Below are 24,856 nucleotides of genomic sequence, written 5' to 3'. Positions count from 1 at the left end.
GGCTGGCCGGGGACTATTCCTTCCCCTGGCCCCCGGACACTGCTTGCACACTCTGGCGGCCTTCGGAGATCCAGGGCATCATGGCCCGCAGCTCAGCCCCTACCTGCTCGATGGGGTGCTGTTGGCCCTCGGCTTCCAGACGCAGGAAGTTGGGCCGGCCGCTGCGGCTCTCGCTCATCCACTCATCGGCGAACGACCCGCTCTGGATCTCACTCAAGATCCTCTTCATCTCAGCCCGAGTGTCCTCGTTGATGATGCGGTCGCCCCGGCTCAGATCCCCGTACTCAGCGGTGTCGGAGATTGAGTAGCGCATCCCGCCGATTCCCTCCTCGTACATGAGGTCGACGATGAGCTTCAGCTCGTGGAGGCACTCGAAGTAGGCCACCTCGGGCTGGTATCCGGCCTCGCACAGCGTTTCGAACGCCGCGGTCACCAGCGAGGTGAGTCCGCCGCACAGCACCACTTGCTCGCCGAACAGGTCGGTCTCGCACTCTTCGGCAAAGGTGGTCTCGATCACCCCGGCGCGGGCGCCGCCGATGGCATCGGCATAGGCCAAGGCCAGGTCCCGGGCACTGCCGGAGGCGTCCTGGCCGACGGCGATGAGGCAGGGCACGCCGCCGCCCTCCACATAGGTGCGCCGCACCAAATGACCGGGGCCCTTGGGGGCCACCATGGCCACGTCCACGCCCTCGGGAGCTGATATCAGGTCAAACCGCACGTTAAAGCCGTGGGCGAAGAACAGCGCATCGCCGGACTGGAGGTGGGGCTCGATGTGGTCCTTGTAGATGTCTCCCTGCTCAGTGTCGGGCAGCAGCAACATGATGACGTCGGCCTCGCCCGATGCCTCCGCCATCGACATCACTCGCAGGCCGGCCTCGGCGGCTTTGGCAGCCGACGACGAACCCTCCCGCAGCCCGACCCGGACGTCGATCCCCGAGTCCTTCAGGTTTAGGGCGTGGGCGTGGCCCTGCGACCCGTATCCCAGTATCGCCACCTTGCGATCGGCGATTTGGGAGCGGTCGACGTCTTTCTCATACAACACGGTTGCCATTGGCTGTCCTTGGTTGGTAGGGGCCGTTAGGGGGCCAGCGGGTCGGGGGTGGATTTCACCAGCTTGGGCAGCGCTACTTTGCCGGTGCGCTGTACCTCCACGATCCCATAGGGTCGCAGAAGGTCTTCGAAGTCATCCACTCGGCTGGGCGATCCGGTAAGCGACACCATGATCTCGTCGTAACCCACATTGAGCACGGTGGCCTGGAAGATGCGCACCAGATCCAGGATCTGGCCCCGAATCTCGGAATCGGCCCGGACGGTGACCATCATCAGCTCCCGCTCCACGCTGGCGGCGGGATTCAGCTCCTGGATGTCCACCACGTTGACCAGCTTGTCGAGCTGTTTCACCACCTGCTCCATGGGCGCGGCGTCCACCCCGACCACGATGGTGAGGCGGCTGAACCGCTCGTCGTCAGTGGGGGCCACGGCCAGCGACTCGATATTGAAACCCCGGCGGGCGAACAGGCCAGCCACCCGGGCCAGCACGCCAGCCTTGTTCTCTACCCGAACCACCAGCGTGGTGGTCCCCCCGACCTCGGAACCTGGCGCTGAACTCATCGGAGCAGCACTCATCGGGGTCGATCTCGCTGTGATGGGTCGACCACAACGTCGCTGTTGGACATGCCCGCTGGAACCATCGGAAAGACGTTCTCCTCGGCCTCGCAGCGAAACTCAACAACCACGGGCTGGTCATTTATGTCGTTAGCCTGGGCGATGGCTGGGCCGACCTCCTCGGGCGACTCCACCCGAAGTCCGACGCAGCCCAGCGCCTCGGCCCACATCTTGTAGTCGGGCACGTCGCGGGTCAGGTAAACCTCGGAATAGCGCTCTTCGTAGAACATCTCCTGCCACTGGCGGACCATCCCCAAATAGGCGTTGTTGATGAGGGCCACCTTGATGGGGAAGCCCTCGGTGGCCGCGGTGACCAGCTCTTGTGCGGTCATCTGGAAGCAGCCGTCGCCGTCCACGGCCCACACCATTCGGTCCGGTCGGCCCGCCTTGGCTCCGATGGCCGCGGGGATGGCGAACCCCATCGTGCCCAAGCCGCCCGAGTTCACCCAGGTGTAGGGGTGGTTGAACTTCCAATACTGACTGGTCCACATCTGGTGCTGACCCACTCCCGAGGCCACAATGGTGTCGTCGGGCGTAGAATCTCGGAGCTGCTCCAGCACGTACTGGGGCTTCAGCAGCTCGTCGCCCTTGGACTGCTCATAGGTCAACGGGAACCGCTCCTGCCAGCCGCTAATGCGGGACCGCCAAGCATTGCGGTCGGGTTGGGCCTCGCTTCCCCCCATCTCCTTGAGTGCTTTGACCAGTTCTTCGGTGACCACCCGGCAATCGCCCTGGATTGCGACATCAGGACGGCGCACCTTGCCCAACTCGGCGCTGTCGATGTCCACATGGATGACCTTGGCCAAGGGGGCGAACTCGCCCACCTTGCCGGTGACCCGGTCGTCGAATCGGGCGCCCAGCGCAATGAGCAGGTCGGCCTCCTGCATAGCGGTGACCGCGGTGTAGTTGCCGTGCATTCCGGGCATGCCCAAACACAGCGGATGGTCGTCGGGGAATCCGCCCCGATTCATCAAGGTGGTGACCACGTGGATGCCGGTCATCTCAGCCAGCTCCAACAGGGCCTCCGCACCCCGCGACTTCAAGATGCCGCCCCCGGTGTAGAGGATCGGGCGCTCGGCCTCGCAGATAAGTTTGGCCGCCTGGCGGATCAGCTCGGCGTCGCCCGCGATGTTGGGGAGGTAGCCGGGCAGGTCGTGGCTGTCGGGGGTGTACCACTCCATCGCCGAACGGGGGTTGTTGGGGTCGACAATGTCTTTGGGGATGTCCACCAGCACCGGTCCGGGACGGCCGGTGGTGGCGATGTAGAAGGCGTCGTGGATCACCTGGGGGATGTCGGCCGCCTCGGTCACCAGGTAGTTGTGCTTGGTCACCGACATGGTGATGCCGGTGGTGTCGCACTCCTGAAAGGCGTCGGTGCCGATGGCCGCATAGGGAACCTGGCCGGTCACCACCACCATGGGGATGGAGTCCATGTAGGCATCGCACAGCGGGGTGACGATGTTGGTGGCCGCCGGACCCGAGGTGACCATGGCCACACCGGGGCGGCCGGTGGCGTGGGCGTACCCCTCGGCCATGTGGCCTGCGCCCTGCTCATGGCGCACCAGCACATGGCGGATGGAAGAGTCGATCAGCGGGTCATACACGGGCAGGATGGCCCCGCCGGGCAGCCCGAACAAGATGTCCACGCCCTCGTTCTCGAGGGCCTTCATAAGGGCTTGTCCGCCGTTCATTTTCATGTTGGATCAACCTTTCGGGCTTCTCCCAAATGGAAAGACCTCCCGGTGTGGGAGGTCGGTAGCGCCCGGTCCCCGGGCCGAGCCGGGACCGCGCGCTAAAGGCGTACTACGAGAATCGCTCCGGTGTGGGGATGGCGCTTCATAGGATGCCACCAGTATGAACGCTAGGGACTGCTTGTGACAAGACGGTTTGGGGTGTATCCCGGTTCGTTCAATCCGCCCACCATCGGCCACCTGGCCATCGCCCAGGCGGCGGCGCGGCAACGAGGACTTGAGCGGGTGGACTTGGCGGTGTCGCAGGTGGCGCTGGGCAAGGAGCCGGCGGTGGTCCCCTCATTCGAGGACCGCATTGCAGTGCTGGAGGCTTCGGTGGCTGACATCGACAGCGTGGAGGTCGTCGTCACCGACCAGCAGCTCCTCGTCGACATCGCCCAGGGATACCACGTGGTGGTGATGGGCGCCGACAAGTGGGCCCAAGTGCAAGACCCGGCGTTCTACGGGAACTCGGTCGAGGCCCGCGACCGGGCAGTGGAGTCCCTGCTTGGGTTGGAACTGGCCGTCGCTCCTCGGCCCCCGTTCGCGGTGCCAAGCGGCGCGGAGTTGGACATCGCCCCAGAGATGGTCGAAGTGTCATCCAGCGGCGCCCGCCAAGGTCGGTTGGAGTGGATGACCCCTGAGGCCCGGGCCTTCGACGAGGCCACCGGGGCCTGGTCTGACCCCGATCTCTACGACAGGAACAGAATGGACTAAGCCTCGGTGATGGCACCCTTCTCGGCTCCCTGGGCCAGGCGGGCGTATTTGGCCAGCACGCCTTTGGTGTAGCGGGGTTCAGGCGGCTTCCAGTTGGCCTGGCGCTCGGCCAGGGTGGCCTCGTCTACCAGCAGGTCGATGGAATGGTCCCGAACGTCTATTCGAATCCGGTCGCCCTCGGCCACCAGGGCAATTGGCCCGCCTTCGGTGGCCTCAGGGGCCACGTGGCCCACGCAGAACCCGTGGGTGCCTCCCGAGAATCGGCCGTCGGTAACCAGAGCAGCGTCTCCGCCGCGGCCCGCGCCCTTCATAGCGCCGGTAATGGCCAGCATCTCCCTCATGCCGGGACCGCCCTTGGGGCCTTCGTAGCGGATCACCACGATGTCGCCAGCCTCGATACGCCCGTTCAGCACCGCGTCCATGGCCGTGTCCTCCCCATCGAACACTCGGGCCCGGCCCTCGAAATGGTCGAAGTCGATGCCGGCCACCTTCAGCACTGCTCCGTTGGGGGCCAGCGACCCGGTTAGCACTGCAATTCCTCCCACGTCGTGAAGCGGGTCGTCCAGACCATGAATCACATCTCCGTCCGGTCCGGGCGGGTCCAGCAGGGCAAGGTTCTCGGCCATGGTCTTGCCCGTGACGGTGATCTCATCGCCGTGCAGCAGGCCCTCTTCCAGCAGCATCTTCATCACCACGGGGACCCCGCCGATGCGGTCGATGTCGGCCATGTGGTACTGCCCATGGGGCTTGGTGTCGGCCAAATGGGGAACCCGGGCCGCCACCCTGTTGAAGTCGTCGAGCTCCAGCTCCACACCGGCCTCCCAGGCGATGGCCAGCAGGTGTAGTACCGCGTTGGTCGATCCGCCCAAGGCCATGGTCACCGCGATGGCGTTCTCGAACGCTCCCTTGGACATGATTGTGCGGGGACGGATGTTCTCCCGCAGGAGTCCGATTACCGCGGTGCCGCTGGCGTAGCTGTAGTCGTCGCGACGGCGGTCGACGGCGGCGGCCGAAGCGCTACCCGGCAGGGACATGCCCAGCGCCTCCCCGATCGACGCCATGGTGTTGGCCGTGAACATCCCCGCGCAGGAGCCCTCGGTGGGGCACGCATTGCGCTCGATGGCGTCGAGCTCCTCATCGTCGATGTCGCCCACCGCGTGAGCGCCCACCGCCTCGAACACGCTCACGATATCGAGCACCTTGCCGTTGTGCTGTCCGGGGAGGATGGACCCGCCATAGACGAACACCGACGGCAGGTTGAGCCGGGCGGCAGCCATAAGCATGCCAGGAAGCGACTTGTCGCAACCCGCGAAGCTGACGAAGGCGTCCAGGCGCTCGGCGTGCATAACTGCCTCCACCGAGTCGGTAATGATCTCCCGGCTCACCAACGAGGCCCGCATCCCCTCGTGGCCCATGGAGATGCCGTCGGACACCGCAATGGTGTTGAACTCGATGGGGAATCCGCCGGCGTCGCGCACGCCCTGCTTGGCCCGCTTGGCCAGGCGGTCCAGCGGCAGATTGCAAGGGGTCACCTCGTTCCACGACGACGCCACCCCCACCTGGGGCTTGTCCCAGTCGTCGTCGGTCATGCCCACCGCCCGCAGCATGGCCCTCGCCGGGGCCCGCTCAGCCCCGGAAGTGACCTCATGTGAACGTGGCTTCATGTCGCTCATAGCGACAGGCTACCTAGTGGGATGGCGCAGATTAGAGGGCAAATGGGTTTGCGAAAGTCGCCCTATGACCGGGAGATCGCCCAGTTGGCGATTCCCGCTCTGGGCGCGCTGATCGCCGAGCCGCTCTACACCCTGGCCGACACTGCAGTGGTAGGGCACCTGGGCACTCCTCATTTGGGCGGGCTGGCGGTGGCCTCGCAGGTGCTGTTGGGGGCACTGTCGCTGTTCATTTTCTTGGCCTACGGAACCACTGCCGCGGTGGGGCGGCTGATCGGCGCGGGAGACCACTACCGGGCCGCCCAGCAGGCGGTGCAGGGCCTGTGGCTGGCCGCTGCGGTGGGGACGGCATTGGCCGCCGCGGCCTTTGTGTTCGCCGATCCCCTGCTGAAAGTCCTCGGAGCAGACGGCGAGGTGCTGGCCCAAGGCCGGATCTACCTGCGTATCAGCCTTTTCGGCCTGCCTGGAATGCTCATCACCCTGGCCGGAGTGGGCTACCTGAGAGGGCTGCAAGATACCCTGCGCCCGCTCAAGGTGGCGGTATTCACCGCCGGGCTGAACCTCGCGCTGGAGTTGGTGCTGATCTATGGACTTGGCTTCGGCATCGGCGCCTCAGCCCTGTCCACCGTCGTCGCCCAATGGCTCGCCGCCGGGGCCTACGTGTGGTGGATCCGGGAGGCCGTGACCGCCCATGGGGTGACCATGGCTCCTGACCGCTCGATGATCGCCCGCCTCGCCGTCGTCGGTTTGGATCTGTTCCTGCGGACCGCGGCTCTGCGGGCCTCGTTCACCATGTCGGTGGCCGTGGCCGCCCGGTTGGGCGATATCGAACTGGCCGCCCATGAGGTGATCTACCAGCTCATGTTCTTCTTGGCCTTGGTTCTGGACGCGGTGGCCATCGCCGGGCAGGCCATGATCGGCCGCTATCTGGGGGCCAACGAGTTGCCCCAGGCCCGAGCCGCCGGCCGCCGCATGATCGAGTGGGGGTTGGCGACCGGGTTGGCCGCCACCATCTTGCTTCTGATCTCCAGGCCATGGCTCCCGCTGGTGTTCTCCAGCGATGAGGCGGTGCTGTCCCTGGTCGGATTCCTGATGCTGCATTTGGCGTTCATCCAGCCAGTGAACGGGGTGGTGTTCGCACTCGACGGCGTGCTGATCGGCGCCGGCGACATGCGATTCCTGGCCGTGGCCATGGCTGGCGCGGCGGCGGTGTTCATCCCCTTGGCTCTGTGGGTGATGGCCGCCGACGCGGGCATCGGCTGGCTGTGGGGGGCCATGTGGGCCCTCATGGGCGCCCGCCTGGTCACCCTGCTCTGGCGCTTCGCCGGCTCCCGCTGGCTGGTCCCCGGCGCTGTCCGCTGAGCTGTTTTGAACTAGCCGGCGGCCGTTTCGACGTGGGCTTTGATGCCGTCTACCACCCGCTGCATGTTGGCCCGGTGGACTCGGAGGCGGTTGGCGATGATCCGGTGCTCTTTGTCGGGGTTTTGTTCGATGAACATGTTGAGGCCCGAAGGGCCGGGGCCGAGCAGCAGTCGGTACAGCAGCCGGGTGCCGCCTCCCATTAGCGGTTGGATCTCGAAGCGCCATCGGGCCCCGGGGTTGTCGGGGTCGGATGTACACCAGCCGAAGGCCACCGGTGCTTCGCATACATCCACGAAACAAGGTACTTCCCAGTCGCCCATCACTTCGAGGTGGTTGCGGCCAGTGAAGGTCGCTCCCAGGGCCGGGCCGTCGAAACCCTCGTCCCAGGTTGCCCCGGTGAACTCGACGGAGAACTGAGCCGGCAGGTCGATGTCGGTGACCGCGGCCCACACGTCGTGCACCTCGGCCGCGATGTCGGTCTCCACCACCATGCCGGGACCGTCGGCCATCGTCACCGATGTTCCCGGACCTGACTCGTAGATCCGGCCGTAACCGTCGAAGAAGGTGATATCCCGGGCCGGAATCCGGCGAGCGGGTCGGAAGTCGGTGCCCTTGGTCCAGGCCACCGGGAACATGGCGATCTCGGTGATCTCGTCGGGGATGCCAAGCAGCTCCTTCATTTCGGGGGCTTTGGCCAGGACGGCCGTGGTCCAAGCGGTGCCCAATCCCCGGGCCCGCAGGGCCACGCAGAAGCTCCACCCGCTCTGAATGACCGAGTCGAAAAGGCCGGGTGCGCCGCTGCCGTCGTGGCGGCCCACGATGGTGGGTATGACGATCACCGGCACCTCTGCCAGGTGTTCCACCAGGTAGGCAGACGAGCTCGCCGTCCGAGCCCGAGGGTGGTCGGTGCCCTCCAAGCGGTCGCGAGCCTCGAGCATGAAGCCGCCCACCACTTCGCGATAAAGCCGGGCCAGCTCCTGCTTGATCTCGGGATCGCGAACCACAATCCACCGGCGACTGGTCTGGTTCCCGCCGGTGGGGGCCTGCTCGGCGATGTCGATGCAGTCGAGGATGACCTGGTCGTCCACCGGCCGCTCCAGATCCAGCCGTTTCCGCACCGCCCTGGTCGTGGTCAGGGCCAGATCCACCGCTTCAGTGTCGATGTTCATGATTGGCTGGCGTCGTTGTAGATGCCGCGGGACATAAGCGACTGCTCTTGGTCTCGCCGTTGGCGGTAAATGTCGGCTCGCACCTCGAGAACATCGGGATCATCAGGGGCGGCTTGGGCAGCCCACTCGGCGAGGTGGCAGGCCAGCCGTAGATTGCCGGCCTTGCCCAGTTCGCTAGCCCTGGCAGCCACAGCCGCCGCGCCTCCGGCCAACAGGGCCACCTCAGCGGCCAGCGCCTGGTCGGGGGCGGGCTTGAGGCGAGCAGGGTTGCCGTCGTACCAGCCTCCGTAGAGCCGCCAGATATTGCGAACCACGAACTCGGGTTCGTCGTAGGCGGCTCGTAGGTAGGGCTTGGCCATCAGGTCGTCGGGAACCCGCACCTGATGGATGATGTCGTCGAGGCGCGCTCCGGCGTTCATCATCTCCAGCGTGTCGGCCACCAGTCCTTCCAACGCAGTGGCCACATCGTTTAGCACCATGGCAATGCGTTCCTCTCCGGCAATGGGCAGACCATGGGCCGGAAGCAGGAACTTCGGGCGCAACTCGATCATTCGCCGCAAGGCGGCGGCCCACTCGGAGGGGTAGCGCTGCACTTTCTGGGGGTTGCCCGCGTTGGGGAAGAACCAGATGAACAGGTCACCCACAAACAGCGCCCGTTCTTGGGGCATCCATACCATGGTGTGGTCGTCGGTTTCTCCTTGGGCGTGGATGAGCTGGAGAGACACCCCGCCCACCTCCAGATCGAGGGCATCGGCATAGGTGGTGCTCGGGTACACCCAGTCGTCGGCGAACAGGTCCAACATGTCGTTGGCGCTGAACTGGCGGCGGTTGATCGTTTGGTTGTAGCCGTGGGTGAGGTTGTATCGGTCGAAACGGGGTCCCACTGCCTCATGGGCGACCACCTGGGGGGCCGGACCTCCTCGCTCCTTGGCATCTTCCACAAAGGCCGGGGCGCCGCCGACGTGGTCGGCGTGGCCGTGGGTGTAGACGATGGTGTGAACCGGCTGGCTCCTCCACTTATGAAGGTGCCTCAGCACGCCGGGAGCGAACATCGGCAGCGACGTGTCGATTGCCACTAGCCCCTCGTCGGTGGCCAGCGACCAGACGTGGGAGAAGGCGCACACCACGGCAATGCCATCGGTGATCTCATGGAATGAGCCGTCCATGGGCTGGACCGACCGCGGTCCCTCGTAGACCGACTCGTCGATCAAACGGGCCGACTGTTCCAAGAGCGTCATATCGTCCCGCACCCTATCTGCTTTCCTCCGAAGGGCATTCTCCAGACTGCTAGCCGCGGCGGGCGTTGAGGAGCTGGGTGACTGCGTTTCCGTCGGCCCGGCCTTGGGTGGCCTTCATGACTTGGCCGACGAAGAACCCGGTGAGCTTGTTGTCGCCGTCGCAGAAGCGGGACCACTCGTCGGGGTGCTCGCTGATGAGCCCATCCACCAGGGTCTCCAGCTCGCCGGAGTCCATGGCCTCAAACCCCAGTGACTGGGCCGCTTCTTGGGGCGATCCCCCGCTCTCCACCAGCACAGCCAGCACCTTTTTGGCTTGGGTTGCGGTCAGCTCGCCCGCCGCCTCCATGGCCACCAAGCCGGCTAGGGATTCCGGGGAGAGCATTCCAACTCCGTCGGCCAGGTTTTGGACCACATGGGTCATCACCCGATCGGATGGACCTCCCCTGCTGATGGCGGCCAGCGCCAGCTCGTCCATCGAGCGCTCGACGGCCAGTGCAATGTGGTCGGCGTCGACTGTGGGGGCTGCCTCCGCCAATGACAGCCGGCGGTCTCGGGGCAATGCCGGCAGCGCCTGGCGGATCTGCTCCACCCACTCGGCGCTGGGGTCGAGCGGCAGTAGATCGGGCTCGGGAAAGTAGCGGTAGTCGTAGTCCTCCTCCTTAGAGCGCAGGGCGTGGGTGCGCCCGTCGTCCTCGTTCCAATGCCGGGTCTGCTGCTCTATCGGATGGCCGCTGATCAACTGGTCGATCTGACGGCGTGACTCATACTCGATGGCCCGGCCCAGCGAGCGCAACGAGTTCACGTTCTTGATCTCGCACCGGGTGCCCAGCCGGTCGCTGCCAAGCGGCCTCACTGACACATTGCAGTCCACCCGCAGCGAACCCTCCTCCATCTTGCCGTCCGACGCCCCCACCGCTACCAAGATGGATCGCAATTCCGTCACGTATTGGCGGGCTTCCTCAGCCGATCGCAGCTCCGGGTGGCCCACGATCTCAATGAGCGGCACCCCGGCCCGGTTGTAGTCAACTAGCGAGTAACCGGCCTCGTGGATACGCCCTCCCCCGCCGATGTGGACGGTCTTGCCGGTGTCCTCCTCCAGATGGGCCCGCTCGATTCCGATCCGCTTGCCTGAGGGCAGCTCCAGCCAGCCGTCGACGTTGATCGGCTGGTCGTACTGGCTGATCTGAAAGTCCTTGGGCATGTCGGGATAGAAGTAGTTCTTGCGGGCGAAAATCGATGGCTGGACCCGGCAGTTGAGGGACAGTCCCACCCGGATGGCCAGCTCCACCGCTTTCTCGTTGAGGACGGGCAGCGAACCCGGCAATCCAAGAGACACCGGGTCGATGTGGGTGTTGGGTTCGCCGCCGAACCGGTTGGGACTGGCACTGAACAGCTTGGTCTCGGTGGCCAGCTCGGCGTGGACCTCTAACCCCACCACCGTCTCCCACTCGGTGTCGGCCGGGGCTCCCAATCCGGGAACGTCGAGGGTGTCCGCGCTCATCACAGGCTCGCTTCCAGAACCGCAGCGGCCCGGAACATGACCGATTCTCCCAAGGCGGGGGCCATGACCTGCACGCCCACCGGCAGGCCGTCGTCGCCGACGCCGTAGGGCACCGACATGGCGGTCTGTCCGGTGAGGTTCACCGGAACGGTGCATACGTCGCTCATGTACATGGCCATGGGGTCGGCGGTGCGCTCGCCCAGCGAGAATGCGGTGGTGGGCGAGGTGGGGCTCACCAGTAGGTCGAACTGCTCCCACACCGAGGCGAAGTCGTTGATGATCAGTGTGCGGACCTTCTGCGCTTTGCCGTAGTAGGCGTCGTAGTACCCGGCCGACAGGGCGTAGGTGCCGATCATGATGCGGCGCTTGACCTCATCGCCGAAGCCGGCAGAGCGGCTGGCGGTGTTCATGTCAGGCGTGTTGGAAGCGTCCATCCGCAATCCATAGCGGACCCCGTCGTAACGGGCCAGATTGCTGGACGCTTCAGCGGGGGCGATCAGGTAGTAGGCCGACAGCCCGAAAACCGCCGCGGGGACGCTGGCCTCTTCTACTCGGGCCCCAGCCGATTCCAGGGCGCCAACCGCGGCCTGTAATCGGGCGGACACGTCGGGAGAGATGCCGTCGCCGCTCAGCTCGGCCAGCACCCCCACCCGGAGCCCGTCCACCCCATCGTCCAGTGAGGCTGATACCGGTGGCTGGAGTTCGCCGATGCTGGTGGAATCCCGAGGATCGGGGCCGCTGATCACATCCAGTACCGCCGCCGAATCGGCCACCGTGGTGGTGAACGGGCCTATTTGGTCCAAAGACGAGGCGAAGGCCACCAGGCCGTAGCGGGACACCAGGCCGTAGGTAGGTTTGACGCCAACCACCCCGCACAGCCCGGCGGGCTGGCGGATTGACCCGCCGGTGTCGCTGCCCAGCGCCACCGGGGCGAAACCGGCGGCCACCGCGGCCGCACTGCCCCCCGACGAGCCTCCCGGCACCCGACTAGGGTCGCACGGGTTACGGGTGGGGCCGAAAGCCGAGTTCTCGGTGGAGCTGCCCATGGCGAACTCGTCCATATTGGTCTTGCCCACAAATACTGCACCCGCATCTCGCAGTGATTCCACGACCGTGGCGTCATAAGGCGGCGCCCAGCCTTCCAGAATGCGGGAGGAGCAGGTGGTGGCCAGCCCGCGGGTACACAGGTTGTCTTTGAGGGCCACCGGAACCCCGGCCAGTGGGCCGGGGTCTTGGCCGGCGACCACCGCGGCGTCGATCTCGTCAGCCCAAGCACGAGCCTGCGCCGCGGTCACCAGGTTGAAAGCGTGGATGTCATCATCGCCCTCGGCTATAGCGCCTAGGCATTCGTCCACCACCGATCGGGCCGACCGCTCGCCCGATCGTACGGCCGCGGCGATTTCCAATGCAGTCATGGGGCTTCTCCCAAGACCGGGGGCACCCGGAACTGACCGTCCTCGGGATGAGGAGCCTGAGCCATGACTTCGTCGCGGTCCAGCACCTCGCCTGGCTGATCGGGACGAAGCCGGTTGAATATCGCCAGCGGATGCATTGTCGGGGACAGGTTGTCGATGTTGAGAGCTTCCACCTCGGCCACATGGTCCAACAGCTCGTCGAGCTGGCCGGTGAAACGGTCCAGCTCCTCATCGGTCAGCTCCAGGCGGGCCAACGCGGCCACATGGGCGCACTCGGCCCGAGTTATGCGTTGCTTCCCCATACCAAATCGACATCGTACCGCCCATTCCCACGCCGGAGTCGCTCCGTGGCCTACGTTGCCTAGATGGGGTCGCACCGGTTTCTCAGCCCCGAATGGATCGATGCGGCAATGGCGCTGCGGGAGGAGCTTGCGTCAACCGCGCCAGCGACAGGGCAAAGGGCCAGAGTCAACCTGATGGTCACCGGAACCCCCTTCGGTGACGGCCGGTTCATGGCCTACATCGACACCGAAGCGGGGGGGCCGCTGCCCGTTCCCGGCAACCTGGAAGACCCTGATGCCACCGTGATCCTCGACTATCCCGCAGCCCTGGCCGCATTCGTTACTGACGACCCCGACATCGTGGCCCACGGCTTCCTCACCGGCACCCTTCGGGTAGACGGCGACTTGGCCCTTGTCCTCATACTCTTCGGCGAGGGAATGAGCGAAGAACAAGTCGCCTTCGCCCGACATGCTCAGACCCGCCTTCAGGAAATCACCGACCTGGAATAGCGGTCAGCCTTATCCGGAACTCCCACCCTCCTCCTCGTCGGGGCGGGTGAACAGGTCTACGCACGTGCCGAAGTCCACGACGGTATCGGCGGGAGGGTTGGACGCCAGGATCTCGGATTCCAGCGGACCCTCGATCTCGCCAAGACACAAACCCGCTTCTTCCAGAACGCCTAGGGCATCGCCAGCTCCGAGGGTGGCCACATCGGGTACTCGTACCTGTTCAGGCCCTGTGGAGACCACCACAGTGATTATCGAGTCGGCGGCCACCTCGGTTCCCGGCGGAGGCTCCAATCTCACCACGTGGTCGACCTGCACCTCATTGTCTGACACCCGCCACTCCAACACTCCCAGACGGACTTGTTCCAGCCTTTCCCTGGCCACAGCCAGCGAAGAGCCGGTTTCGATGTCGGGCACCACGCGGGGCAATGGCCCCAGCGAAACCACCAAATCCACGCTGGAGCCCGGTTCCACCTCGGTGAAGAGCTCGTCCACCTCGATGACCACTCCGGCAATCACTGTTTCGTCCGGCCGCTGGGTGATATCCCCCACCGAAAGGCCCACCGCACCCAGCGAAATCTCAGCATCCTCCACGGCGAGGCCGGCCAGGTTGCTGGGAATGGCCACCAGCTCAGGACCCAATGACACCCACACCGTGACGGTCTCCCCCTCCTCCAATTCGGTACCCGGTTGGGGCGCTTGTCGGAGTACTTGGCCCGCCACCGTGCCGTCTTGTCTCTGGTCGAGGCGGTTGAGAACCCAGCCGAATTCGCTCTCAATGCGAAGCAGTTCAGCGTCGTCGGCGCCCGTCAGATCCGGCACCGGTTGGGTTTCAGTACCGAACTGCCTCTCCCAGAGGGCAAACACCCCAAATCCGGCCGCCCCCAGCAAGACCACGACCACCAGTGCCGCCAGCAGCCGTCGGTACGGAGGACGACCGGCATCGGGCGGTGCGCTTGCGGCCTCTGAACGACTCGGAGGCACCCCTATCGCAGCGGTCTCCGCGGTATCGGGGATCTCCGGCCCTTCTTTGGGCAGCGGAAGCGGCGCCGGCCGGGGCAGTGTTCCCGCCGACGCCAGCAGCGCGAGTCCCAGATCGTGGGCGCTGGGACGATCGTCCCGTTCCGGCCGGCCTGCCATTTCCAACACCCGTCCCAACCGGTCGAATTGACCGGCCAGGTCGAGCTGGCGGCTCATCTTGGCCATCTGCGTGTATTCGGGATCGTCGGATTCAAATGGCACTCGGCCTGACAACGCCTCGGTAAGCACCAGAACCAGGGAGTACACGTCGCTCTTGTGGTCGGGAACCAGTCTCTGCGCCTGCTCCGGGGAGGAGTAGCGCACCGCGTCGATCTCCGAGAAGACCGACCTCGACATGAGCACCCCGCCCGACTCGAACGAGTTCAATACCGATGACGTTCCCAGATCAGCCAGGCGGGATCGACCGCGGCCGTCGAACAGGATGTTGGAGGGCCGAACATCTTGATGGACGAGGCCAAGGCCATGAATGTGCTCAAGCCCGCGGGCCACCTCCAATCCGACCATCAGCGTCTGAGAGGGCGACAGCAAGTGTCCAGCATCGAGCATGCCCCGGAGGCTTCCGCCCACCAGATACTCGTACACCACATAAGGGCCGACATCGGAGTCTCCCCAGTCGTACACCGCGGCCAAATGCGGGTGGACCACCGCGGCAGCCTCCTCAGCCGCCTCCAGGAAGCGGCTGGCGAATACCCCATCTCTGTTCCACCCTTCGGGCAAAACCTCCTCGGCCAGCAGCTTGACCGCCACCCGACGCGACTGAGACAAGTCGTAGGCCAAGTAGACATGGGTGAATCGACCTGCGCCGATGCGGGTCACGAGCCGGTAGCGCCCGCCCAGAACTCGGCCGATCTCCCCGCCGCCTTGGGTCATGCTGACCACCGAGGCGGTGTAGTTGACTGAGGGTCACCGGGCGCCCCGCTTGCTTGGGTCACACTCTGAGGGTACCTGGCGAATCAAGAAGTTCCGCGCCACCCAGGGTGTCTCCGCACCCTGTCAGCGGGCACACTTGAAGCGTGCTGGAATCCATCGTTCTGCGCCGGGTGCTGTTGGGCATTGCGGCTCTGATGGGGGCCGCGGCCATCCTCTTGGCTTTGTTTCTGGCCGACACCGATGACAACGACGTGACCGTTACCGGCAACGCCGCGGTGGACGAACTCATCCCTCCCCGCAACGCTGAAGTCCTCTCCCAGGAGACTGTGGGCATCGACTTGGCCGTCGGCTACGACGCCCGGCTGACCATCAACGGAGTGGAGATTCCGCCTGGTCAGATTCGACATCTCCCCAATCTCAACCGGTTCACGTTTCGACCCGATCAAGGCAAGGCGATCGAGAGCCTGCGCGCCGAACAAAACTGCGTACTGGTGACCTATTGGCGCCAAGAGGTCGGCCCCGCCGACTCCGACACCATCTCTTGGTGCTTTTCAGCCTCCTAGTCGTCAGACCCCTCTGTCTGCACCCCTCCGTCGAGGGACCGCAGGGATGCCTCCAGCATGCGCAAGTAGTCGGCGAACTCCACCGACTCTCCGTCCTGCAACCACTCCAATCGGTCCCGCTCGCGCTCTAAGTGCTCGCCCATGAGCCGGTCTATGAGGTCTTTGCCCTCCGGACTGAGCTGGGCCATCATCACCCGGCGGTCGTCGGGATCGGGCACACGACAGACCAGATTCAGCTTCTCGAGCTGGTCTACGCGCCCGGTCATTCCCCCCGAAGTGAGCATGGTCATGGCGGCCAGCTCGCTTGGCTTGGCCTGAAACGGCTCCCCGTTTCTCCGCAGCGCCGCCAGTACGTCGAATAGGCCGAGCGTGAGGCCATGGGGGCGGAGGAACTCGGCCATTGACTGCTCGAACAATCGGTCGATCCGAGATATCCGCCCGAATATCCCAATGGGCGAGGCGTCCAGATCAGGATCAGTGAACTGACTCGCCATGCTCGCCCCCCTAGTTGCTTCAGCACTCGGAATCTTAGTGCCTAAGTTCTAGGGGTGCTCAGGGGCTCAGGAAATGAGCTGGCGCTGGTGGGCCAGGGTCACTGCATAGCCAGGACGCGAAATGGCGATGAGGATGCCGCTGGTCTGGACCTCTTCGGCCGAACCCTTGCGTCGAGTGGGCGGGGTCAGGGCGATTGGCTGGCTAGTGGCCAGCTCCAATATCAAACCAGCGGCACCTTGGGTGAGGTCCAAGGCATCGGACCCTTGTCTAGCGGGCCCGAAGCTGGCCACCGCCCGGCGACGGAGCAGAACGGGATCTTGCACCGCAAGGTGGTCGTGGAGCACGACGCCGGCAGGAACGAACACCAGCCACCGCCTGGTGAGCGAATGGAGTGAGCGAGCGCCGACCATTGCGAGAGCTCCGCCTGCCGCGGTGACCACCCCTCCGATAGCCCAATGCTCAGCAGCCAACAGCAGTGGACCGCTCACCACGCCTCCGACCGTGACTGCCGCCGCTACAGGCAGCGGCCCGGCCAGCAGCAGCGCCGACGGTCTCAGCAAGAGCCGTGCTTCGTCACCATAGGAAATGCCATTCACAAACAAATGGCCCACTGGAGCGCTCAGCGACACTGCGGCCACCCCGGCGGTGATGGCCGCAACCAGGGCAACCTCGCCCCAGTCGGCCCCCTCCCTCCCCGACCAAACCAAAGCCACGACTGCGGAGGGTGTGGCCAGTCGTACCAAGACCAGAGTGGCCGGATGAGCCAGCAACGACCCCACCAGGACTACGCCCCACACCACCCATAGCCCCACCGACGCTGTGGTCCGCCAGGCCGCGCCGGTCTCGTGCAATCCATCGGCCAAGAGCGGCCCAGCAGTGAACGGCAATGCCGCCCACCACACTCGCACCAACCAGGCCCAAGCCCGATCCCCCGAGAGACCCTTCACTCGTCCCACTACAGCATCTTCCCTACCCCAAGGAAAGCCAACCTCTACCATCTCGGCTGTGAGTCGCCTTTGTTGGGTACGTCACGCTTGTTCGTCGGCTCAGATTCATGGGTGACGCACGCGGGCGTATCGCCTGGACCCGTCGCCACATGCCTGTGCTGGCATCTGCGGCCGAAGAATTCAGCCGCACCCGTCCCTTCGACGGCCTCGGCATCGGCCTGCGGATTCACTTGGAGCCCAAGACTGCGGTGCTGATCGACGCGCTCATTCGCGGGGGTGCGCAAGTAACCGCCTTGGGAAACGTGGGCACCACCCAATTCGACACCGTCGCAGAAATCGAGTCGTGGGGCTGCGAAGTGCTCGACCGTCCCGACGACGACGCCCACTCGGTGTCTGCGCACCTCGAACATATGGCCGCCATGGGATTCGATCTCTTGCTGGACAACGGCGCGGAACTGATCGTGGCGTGCATAGAAGCCGGCAGGTTGCCGCTAGGGGCCACAGAGGAGACCACCTCGGGCGCCTTTCTGCTGAGAGAGCAGTATGCCCAGCGGGTGGGGATGCCCGTTATCGTCATCAACGACAGCCCGCTCAAGTCGATTGTGGAGAACAAGTACGGGGTGGGCGAGTCGGTGGTCGACGCCGTCGTGAGCACTACCAACATCTCGCTTCACGCCAAGGTCGTGGTGGTGTTCGGCTACGGCTGGTGCGGCAGAGGCGTTGCGCAATTCGCCGCGGCCCGCGGTGCCAACGTTGTGGTGGTGGATCCCGACCCGGTGAAGTTGCTCGAAGCGGCCATGGACGGATTCAGCATCGCCAGCGCATCCGAAGCGGCGCGAATCGGGCAAGTCTTCATCACTGCTACCGGACGGGAGGGCGTGGTCGACGTCGACCTGATCCGCCAAATGCGCGACGGCGCCGTGCTCGCCAACGCGGGCCATACCGACCGGGAGATCACCGTGTCGGAACTCAAAGATGCGGCGTCAGCCAGCCCCCTGGAACCGTCGCTCACCCGCTACGACCTCGGTGCCGACAAGAGCGTGTTCGTGATTGCCGATGGGCAGATCGTGAACCTTGCCGCGCAAGGCTCACGGGGCAACTCCATAGAGTCAATGGACCTCGGCTTCACCCTTCAGGCCCGCTCATTGGAGCTTCTGGCCACCCATGGCGAAACCCTGCCCCTGGGTCCCCACCCCGTGCCCGAGGCCATAAACCACGAAGTCGCCCTGGCCGTACTAGAAGCCATGCGGTCCGCCTGACATCCGCCAGACCAAAGACTGACACCATGGGGCTAGACACTGGTCTAGCAATCTTGCTGTCACCAGCTAGCAGTACTATCCGGCAAGTGACTGAGGGAGCGGAAAACCGCCCGGAAGAGCGCATCGCGGAGCTGATCGAGCTCATCCGCTATCACGACCAGCGGTACCACGCTGACGACGCCCCGGAAATTCCCGACGCTGACTATGACCAACTGAAACAGAAGTTGCTGGAGCTAGAGTCCGCCCACCCTCAGCTAGTTCAAGCCGACTCCCCCACTCAAACGGTTGGGGCCGACCCGTCGACATTATTCGCTCCGGTGGAGCACCGGGTGCCGATGATGTCGCTGGACAACGCCTTTGACCAGGACGAGCTGAACGCATGGGCCGACCGGGCCCGGCGCCGTCTGGCTGCGGAAGACTTTGGCGACCTGGTGTGCGAGCTCAAGTTCGACGGACTGGCCGTTTCTCTGCGCTATGAGGGCGGCAGGCTGGTACAGGCTGCTACCCGAGGCAATGGGCGCGTAGGCGAGGACATCACGGCGAATATCCTGACCATCGAGTCCGTACCCCATCGGCTTCCGACGGGCGCGCCACAAGTGCTCGAAGTGCGCGGTGAGGTCTACATGCCCCTGGCCGCCTTTGGTGCTCTAAACGCTCAACAGGAAGCCGAGGGCAAGCCCCGCTACGCCAATCCCCGCAATACCGCAGCCGGGTCACTGCGACAGAAAGACCCGTCGATCACTGCCACCCGAGGACTGTCCATGTGGTGCTATTCCGTCGGCGAAGTACAGGGAGGACCGGGGCTGGATACTCACAGCGCCACCCTGGAGTACCTGAAAGAGCTGAAGCTGCCGATCAATCCAGAGACAACCACGGCCGGATCCATCGACGCAGCCTGGCAGTTCATAGAGCACTGCGGAGCCAAGCGCCATGACCTGCCCTATGAAATCGACGGCGCCGTCATCAAGGTCGACCGCCTCGATCTCCAACAGGAACTCGGATCTACTAGCCGAGCTCCCCGCTGGGCTGTCGCCTACAAGCTTCCCCCCGAAGAGAAGACCACCAAGCTGCGAAGAATCCAGGTGTCCATTGGCAGCAAAGGGAAGGCCACCCCATTTGCGGTGCTGGAGCCGGTATTCGTCGGCGGTTCCACCGTGGAGATGGCCACATTGCACAACGAAGACCAAGTAAGGGCCAAGGACGTCCGCCCCGGCGACACTGTGGTGGTCCGCAAGGCTGGCGACGTGATCCCCGAGGTGATTGGGCCGGTGCTAGCCGACCGCCCAGACGAATTGGCCGTGTGGGACTTCCCCTCGGTTTGCCCCTGCCCCCGCCAGCAGCCGCTCACCCGCCAAGAGGGTGACGCAGCCCACTACTGCCGCTTCCCCCGTTGTCCCGAACAGCTCCGAGGCTGGATTGAGCATTTCGCCGCCCGCAACGCACTGGACATCGAGCACTTGGGCGAGCAGCGAGTTCGATTGTTTATCGATCTCGGGTTCATTTCCGACGTTGGCGACATCTATGCCCTTCCCTATGAACGCATCCGCGAGCTTGAGGGGTTTGGTGAGCTCTCCGTATCCAACTTGGCCGCCGCCATTGAGGCCTCCAAGCAACAGCCCCTGTCCCGGCTGCTGGTGGGGCTCAACATCCGGCATTTGGGTGACACCACCAGCGAGCTATTGGCCGATGCCTTCGGCGGCTTGAACCGGATCATGGAGGCGCCCGTGGAGGACCTGGCCGAAGTAGACGGAATCGGGCCGATCATGGCGGAGAGCGTCCACGAGTTCTTCCAATCGGAGGTCAATCGAGAGATCGTGGAGAAGCTACGGGCAGCTGGTCTCAACTTCGCCCAAGGCACCGGCGGCGATGCAGGGGCCGAAGCACTACCCCAGACCCTGGACGGAATGACCATCGTGGTCACCGGCGGGCTCGAGGGCTACACCCGCGACGGTGTGGGCGCCGCCATCAAGGCCCGGGGCGGCAAGTCGCCGGGCAGCGTGTCGGCCAAGACCACGGCGTTGGTGGTGGGCGAGAATCCCGGGGCCTCCAAATTGGACAAAGCCGAGGAGTTAGGCGTTCCGGTGCTCGATCAAGCACAGTTCGAACGGCTGCTGGAAACTGGAGAATTCGCTTGAGGAGAAGAGTGAAGCGCTACGCGATTGTCTTCTCGGCAATCGCAATGCTCGCAACCTCGTCGTTTGCTCTCGGAAGCGGTGTGGCGGTCGCGCAGAATGACAGCGCAACCCTCCACGACATCACTGTCCGAGATCAGCTGATTGCCGCCCAGGAGTCGCTCCTCAACGTCTACCGCTGCCGATTCGACATCGACACCCAACAGGTGCCCGGCGGCTGCGTGAGTAGCCAGCCCAGCCAGGGTCCAACCGAGCCTGCTGCCTTTGCGGGAACGCCCACCCGAAACCAGGTCACGCTACGCGATGAGCTGATCGCCGCCCAGGAGTCGCTCCTCAACATCTACCGCTGCCGATTCGACATCGACACCCAACTCGTGCCCGGCGGCTGCGTCCTACAACCCGACCCGGAACAGCCCGCCCTAGCACCAATCGAAGTCCACGTCTTCTACTGCGTCCCGGCCAACGCCGGATACACCCAAGCGAACCTGCAATCTGAAGCCGACAGACTCAACGGCGACATCCGCGACTTCTTCTTGCGCGAGTCTTCGAACACGGTCGCCCTGAACCTTGTACCCGGCGGCATTGTGTCCCCCGATGTGGCGTGGAACAGCGCAAGAATTGGCGACTGGTCGGCTGAGCACGGCATGAATCCATGCGAAGCAGAGATATTCGCTTCGGGCCAATACCAATTCACGCTGATTCTTGCTGGAATCGCTCCTGGAAGTGGCGTATCAGGTTATGCAGTCGTCGAACGCGGTAGCGCCACCGTCCCGACTCTGGAGAGGTACTCCAACGACAGCAGGAATCACTCCATCCTCATAGGCCATGAATTGGGCCATTCAGTCTTCCAACTCGGTCATGACTCGCAATTCCTGTCCATCATGACTACGCCTAGTGCTCGTGCCACGCTCGGCGACAATCGCATAGGCTGCGACGACCTCTTCAAGCTGGGGTGGCCTCAGCACCACCGCTGTGATCTGAATAAGCTCAACATCCCCAAAGGCACTTTCTCCACCGTGACTGCTGCTCAGTACCACAGTTGCGGTTTACGTCAAGACGGCACCGCAGAATGTTGGGGCGAGAATTACCTTGAGGCAAAAGACGCTCCGGCAGGCTCATTCACCTCGATTGCTGCCGGTCTGTGGCACACCTGCGGCTTGCGGGCCAATGGCCAAATCGAGTGCTGGGGATTCAACGATGATGAGCGGGGAAACGAGATAGGCCTCACAAGTCCGCCTAGCGGCCAGTTCACAGCCATAACCGCGGGAAATCTACATACCTGCGGCCTGAGAGATAACGGCACGGTCCAATGCTGGGGCAGCAACCTTGACATCTGGCACAACATCTACGTAAACCAATCGAGAGCGCCCGGCGGGATCTTCACTGCCCTGTCCGCTGGCACCTGGCACACCTGTGGCCTACGGCCCAACGGCACCGCCCAATGCTGGGGATCCAACAACGACGGACACGGCAAATTCATCGGCCAATCAAGTCCCCCTGGCGGAACCTTCATTTCCCTCTCCGCTGGCACCTGGCACACCTGCGGCCTACGGCCCAATGGCACTGCCAAATGTTGGGGTTCCAATGACAACGGCGAGTTGGATGCGCCCATTGAGACCTTTGCCTCTATCGCCGCGGGAAGAGGCTACACCTGTGGATTGAAGCAAGATGGCGCCGTCAAGTGTTGGGGCACGAACGCATTAGGTGCTCTGGAGGTACCGAGCGGCCAGTTCATGACAATCGCAGCAGCGCCCTGGCATGTGTGCGGAGTAAGGGATGATGGCTCCCTCAGTTGCTGGGGCGGCGACTATTTCAAAGGCTTGCCGGTTCCCGGAGGCGCATTCACGGACATCGAGGCCGGGAGGGGATTTACCTGTGGCATTCGACGAGACGGCACAATCCAGTGCTGGGGTAGCGGAGGCCATGGATCATCCAACGCTCCCCCTGGAGCCTTCGCTGCCGTCTCCGCTGGCTATATCCACGCCTGCGGGCTTCGCGACAACGGTACTGTCATCTGCTGGGGGTCGGAGTCCGACGCGCCCTCGGGACAGTTCACAGCGGTTTCTTCGGGTCAGTGGTTTAGCTGCGGCCTGAGAGTCGATGAGACAGTCCAATGCTGGGGCGAGAACGACCATGCAAGAGCGGATGCCCCCACCGGAAGATTCACCTCGATCTCAACAAGCAGGGGTTTCACTTGTGGACTGCGCCCTGAAAGGACTGCTGTGTGCTGGGGCGAGAACAGCTGGGGACAGACCCGAGTCCCCTCCGGGCAGTTTTCGGCAATAAGCGCTGGCGGCCACCACGCTTGCGGATTACGCAATAGCGGGAACATCATCTGCTGGGGCCGCAACACATACGGGCAGTTGGACAACATCCCCAAGGGCAATTTTGCTGTCGTCTCAGCCGGGTTATTCCATACTTGCGGACTTCGAAGTAACGGCTTTATCGAATGCTGGGGATCCAATCAGGACATAGACGGAAGTGTGGTTGGACAACTGGATGGGATCCCTAGTGGAAGCTTCACTGCCATTACGGCCGGCGACTACCACACATGCGCATTGCGCGAGAACGGCTCGGTCAGCTGCTGGGGTGGCCGATACGCTTCGGCCTGACCTTCAAGGAGCTCTTGATGATCAAGGCAGTGTTTTGGGATTTTGGCGGGGTGTTCACCGGATCGCCATTCCACCTCGACGACTATGCCCGCTCGCTGGGCACCACCAACGAGCGTCTCCTGGAGCACGTCTTCGGGCGCTATGAGGCCAATGGCGACCACCCCTGGCATCGGCTGGAACGGGGCGAGGGGACTCTGGCTGAGGCACTGGATGCGGCGGCGGCGGCCTGCCGGGCTGACGGCATTGAGGGATTCAACTCCGAGGGGTTCTTCAATGCCATGTCTGGTACCAACAGCGACGAGCGACGAGAGATGGCGGTGTCAAAAGTCCGAGAGATCAACGAAGCGGGCATACCACAGGCCATCATCACCAACAACGCCAAAGAGTTCGGCGACATGTGGCGCAACCTCATCCCCGTCGACGAGCTGTTCGAGGCGGTGATCGATTCCAGTGCGGTGGGCATGCGCAAACCCGACCCGAGGATCTACCAGCTAGCCCTTGATCAGCTGGGAGTTCCCAGCCCGGATACGAGCGCATTCTTGGACGACTTCGAACCCAACGTGGATGCCGCACGCCAGCTCGGCATGCACGGAATCCTGGTGGAACACGACATTTCTAGCGCTCTCGCTGAACTCGACATGGTAATAGCCTCGAAATAGAGCCATTTGGGAAATTTCGGCTTGACCATTTGGCAAGATCACTAGCAAAATGGGGCATTGGAGGGGCGCGAAGAAGGGGATCCGGCGCGCACATGACACTGTTTGAGCGAACCGCGACCGCGCCCATCAGTTGGGGTGTGTGCGAGATGCCCGGCTGGGGATTTCAGCTTCCTGTTGAAGCCGTCCTGACGGAGATGTCCAGCGCCGGATTCACCCATACTGAGCTTGGGTCACTGGGGTATTTGCCCACCGATCCCGGCGATCTGCGAGCCGTACTCGAGCTCCACAAATTGTCGCTGCTCGGGGGCTTCGTACCCCTGGTTTTGCACGATCCCCTTCTTGCCGAGGACAGCCTGGCCTCGGCTGCTGAGTCTGCGGCGCTGATCGCCGGTGGAGGCGGTCGCTTCTTCGTCACTTGTGTGGTCAGCCACTTGGACGACTGGCGCCAAGAGCCGTTGGCCGATCACGAATGGCAAATCGTGGCCGACGCTCTGGCCGAAGTAGGACGAGTGGCCAGCGACCATGGTCTGACTCAGGCTCTGCACGCCCACTTCGGATGCCTGGTGGAGACCGCAGAGGAGGCCGAGCGCATCCTGGAAATCAGCAATACCGCTCTGGTGCTCGACACCGCGCACTTTCTGTTAGGGGGCGCTGACGTCCTGGACATGACCAAGCGCTATCTGGATCGCATTGCACTTGTGCACATCAAAGACGTCGACCTGGGCATCGCTGCCCAGGTCATGGCGGGAGAGCTGTCGCTCATGGAGGGCGTACAGCGTGGCTTGTTCCCGCCGCTAGGTCAGGGAGGGCTGCCGATCACCGAGATCGTCGACCTCCTTGAAAAGACAGGACGCGACCTCTGGTACGTCCTGGAGCAGGATGCGGCAATCTCAGAGGATGATCCCTCTGCGGTAGCTCGGCTGAGGTTCGACGCCCGCCAGAGCATCGATTTCCTGCGCAGTCTGGAACCCGTACTCGCGGGTGCCGGAACCTCACAAAACCAATGACAACTACCTTGAGAGG

At 64.0% G+C, this 24,856-nt stretch carries 20 protein-coding genes and 1 pseudogene; 9 read left to right on the top strand and 12 right to left on the bottom strand.

What is annotated here, in order from left to right; translation table 11 throughout:
* Nucleotides 1-13: 13 nt before the first annotated feature.
* The 3 genes from ilvC to ilvB are packed head-to-tail and all read right to left on the bottom strand — an operon-like array spanning nucleotide 14 to nucleotide 3,362.
* Nucleotides 14-1,051 (bottom strand): ketol-acid reductoisomerase, encoded by a 1,038-nt coding sequence (gene ilvC / locus ACOGXH_RS07440; protein WP_419928474.1) that lies wholly within the window; start codon nucleotides 1,049-1,051, stop codon nucleotides 14-16.
* Nucleotides 1,052-1,077: 26 nt separating this feature from the next.
* A complete protein-coding gene (gene ilvN, locus ACOGXH_RS07435) occupies nucleotides 1,078-1,611 on the bottom strand; it encodes an acetolactate synthase small subunit (RefSeq protein WP_419928473.1) in 534 nt (177 codons plus the stop codon).
* Nucleotides 1,612-1,622: 11 nt separating this feature from the next.
* Nucleotides 1,623-3,362, bottom strand: coding sequence for a biosynthetic-type acetolactate synthase large subunit (gene ilvB, locus ACOGXH_RS07430; protein ID WP_419928472.1), 1,740 nt, complete (start codon nucleotides 3,360-3,362; stop codon nucleotides 1,623-1,625).
* A 177-nt stretch (nucleotides 3,363-3,539) separates the two neighbouring features.
* Between ilvB and ACOGXH_RS07425 the strand changes: the two genes are divergently transcribed.
* Entirely contained in the window at nucleotides 3,540-4,112 is a 573-nt protein-coding gene (locus tag ACOGXH_RS07425; RefSeq protein WP_419928471.1) for a hypothetical protein, read from the top strand.
* Here ACOGXH_RS07425 and ilvD read toward each other — a convergent pair.
* Entirely contained in the window at nucleotides 4,109-5,785 is a 1,677-nt protein-coding gene (ilvD, locus tag ACOGXH_RS07420; protein WP_419928470.1) for a dihydroxy-acid dehydratase, read from the bottom strand. The two genes, ACOGXH_RS07425 and ilvD, sit on opposite strands and share 4 nt — an antisense overlap.
* A gap of 42 nt (nucleotides 5,786-5,827) precedes the next feature.
* Between ilvD and ACOGXH_RS07415 the strand changes: the two genes are divergently transcribed.
* On the top strand, nucleotides 5,828-7,144 hold the full coding sequence (locus ACOGXH_RS07415; RefSeq protein WP_419928469.1) for an MATE family efflux transporter: 1,317 nt from the start codon (nucleotides 5,828-5,830) through the stop codon (nucleotides 7,142-7,144).
* Between the two features lie 11 nt (nucleotides 7,145-7,155).
* Here the strand turns inward: ACOGXH_RS07415 and ACOGXH_RS07410 are convergent, their stop codons facing one another.
* From ACOGXH_RS07410 to gatC, 5 genes are read right to left on the bottom strand one after another with little or no spacing between them, the layout of a single operon-like run.
* Nucleotides 7,156-8,313, bottom strand: a complete 1,158-nt coding sequence (locus tag ACOGXH_RS07410) for a nitroreductase family protein (RefSeq protein WP_419928468.1) — start codon at nucleotides 8,311-8,313, stop codon at nucleotides 7,156-7,158.
* Nucleotides 8,310-9,551, bottom strand: a complete 1,242-nt coding sequence (locus ACOGXH_RS07405; RefSeq protein WP_419928467.1) for an alkyl sulfatase dimerization domain-containing protein — start codon at nucleotides 9,549-9,551, stop codon at nucleotides 8,310-8,312. The genes ACOGXH_RS07410 and ACOGXH_RS07405 overlap by 4 nt, the downstream gene beginning before the upstream one ends.
* Before the next feature lie 49 nt (nucleotides 9,552-9,600).
* A complete protein-coding gene (gene gatB, locus ACOGXH_RS07400) occupies nucleotides 9,601-11,052 on the bottom strand; it encodes an Asp-tRNA(Asn)/Glu-tRNA(Gln) amidotransferase subunit GatB (RefSeq protein WP_419928466.1) in 1,452 nt (483 codons plus the stop codon).
* Nucleotides 11,052-12,467: an Asp-tRNA(Asn)/Glu-tRNA(Gln) amidotransferase subunit GatA gene (gatA, locus tag ACOGXH_RS07395; RefSeq protein ID WP_419928465.1), complete on the bottom strand. Its 1,416-nt coding sequence runs from the start codon at nucleotides 12,465-12,467 to the stop codon at nucleotides 11,052-11,054. Before gatA ends, gatB begins: the two co-directional genes overlap by 1 nt.
* The gene (gene gatC / locus ACOGXH_RS07390; RefSeq protein ID WP_419928464.1) at nucleotides 12,464-12,769 is read right to left on the bottom strand and encodes an Asp-tRNA(Asn)/Glu-tRNA(Gln) amidotransferase subunit GatC; all 306 of its coding nucleotides are present in this window, start codon (nucleotides 12,767-12,769) and stop codon (nucleotides 12,464-12,466) included. Before gatC ends, gatA begins: the two co-directional genes overlap by 4 nt.
* Nucleotides 12,770-12,832: 63 nt before the next feature.
* Between gatC and ACOGXH_RS07385 the strand changes: the two genes are divergently transcribed.
* A complete protein-coding gene (locus ACOGXH_RS07385; protein ID WP_419928463.1) occupies nucleotides 12,833-13,258 on the top strand; it encodes a hypothetical protein in 426 nt (141 codons plus the stop codon).
* Nucleotides 13,259-13,267: 9 nt separating this feature from the next.
* On the opposite strand, the gene ACOGXH_RS07380 is transcribed toward ACOGXH_RS07385, so the two are convergent.
* Nucleotides 13,268-15,166 (bottom strand): protein kinase domain-containing protein, encoded by a 1,899-nt coding sequence (locus ACOGXH_RS07380; protein ID WP_419930339.1) that lies wholly within the window; start codon nucleotides 15,164-15,166, stop codon nucleotides 13,268-13,270.
* A 143-nt stretch (nucleotides 15,167-15,309) separates the two neighbouring features.
* Between ACOGXH_RS07380 and ACOGXH_RS07375 the strand changes: the two genes are divergently transcribed.
* Nucleotides 15,310-15,729 (top strand): hypothetical protein, encoded by a 420-nt coding sequence (locus ACOGXH_RS07375; protein WP_419928462.1) that lies wholly within the window; start codon nucleotides 15,310-15,312, stop codon nucleotides 15,727-15,729.
* Here ACOGXH_RS07375 and ACOGXH_RS07370 read toward each other — a convergent pair.
* Both ACOGXH_RS07370 and ACOGXH_RS07365 read right to left on the bottom strand, forming a co-directional pair.
* The gene (locus ACOGXH_RS07370; RefSeq protein WP_419928461.1) at nucleotides 15,726-16,223 is read right to left on the bottom strand and encodes a MarR family winged helix-turn-helix transcriptional regulator; all 498 of its coding nucleotides are present in this window, start codon (nucleotides 16,221-16,223) and stop codon (nucleotides 15,726-15,728) included. The genes ACOGXH_RS07375 and ACOGXH_RS07370 overlap by 4 nt on opposite strands.
* Nucleotides 16,224-16,289: 66 nt before the next feature.
* A complete protein-coding gene (locus ACOGXH_RS07365; protein WP_419928460.1) occupies nucleotides 16,290-17,180 on the bottom strand; it encodes a hypothetical protein in 891 nt (296 codons plus the stop codon).
* Between the two features lie 92 nt (nucleotides 17,181-17,272).
* Here ACOGXH_RS07365 and ACOGXH_RS07360 point away from each other — a divergent pair.
* From ACOGXH_RS07360 to ACOGXH_RS07340, 5 genes and pseudogenes are all read left to right on the top strand, one after another.
* Nucleotides 17,273-18,430: pseudogene (locus ACOGXH_RS07360) on the top strand (adenosylhomocysteinase); the annotation flags it as partial.
* Nucleotides 18,431-18,516: 86 nt separating this feature from the next.
* Nucleotides 18,517-20,565: an NAD-dependent DNA ligase LigA gene (gene ligA, locus ACOGXH_RS07355; RefSeq protein ID WP_419928459.1), complete on the top strand. Its 2,049-nt coding sequence runs from the start codon at nucleotides 18,517-18,519 to the stop codon at nucleotides 20,563-20,565.
* An 80-nt stretch (nucleotides 20,566-20,645) separates the two neighbouring features.
* Nucleotides 20,646-23,174, top strand: coding sequence for an RCC1 domain-containing protein (locus ACOGXH_RS07350; protein ID WP_419928458.1), 2,529 nt, complete (start codon nucleotides 20,646-20,648; stop codon nucleotides 23,172-23,174).
* Nucleotides 23,175-23,191: 17 nt separating this feature from the next.
* On the top strand, nucleotides 23,192-23,833 hold the full coding sequence (locus ACOGXH_RS07345) for an HAD family hydrolase (protein WP_419928457.1): 642 nt from the start codon (nucleotides 23,192-23,194) through the stop codon (nucleotides 23,831-23,833).
* A gap of 92 nt (nucleotides 23,834-23,925) precedes the next feature.
* Nucleotides 23,926-24,840 (top strand): sugar phosphate isomerase/epimerase family protein, encoded by a 915-nt coding sequence (locus ACOGXH_RS07340; protein WP_419928456.1) that lies wholly within the window; start codon nucleotides 23,926-23,928, stop codon nucleotides 24,838-24,840.
* The last annotated feature ends 16 nt before the right edge of the window (nucleotides 24,841-24,856 follow it).

This window comes from Candidatus Poriferisocius sp., assembly GCF_965208355.1.
In the GTDB taxonomy this organism is placed as follows: Bacteria; Actinomycetota; Acidimicrobiia; order Acidimicrobiales; family Bin134; genus Poriferisocius.
This window is presented reverse-complemented; position numbering and strand designations above follow the sequence as displayed.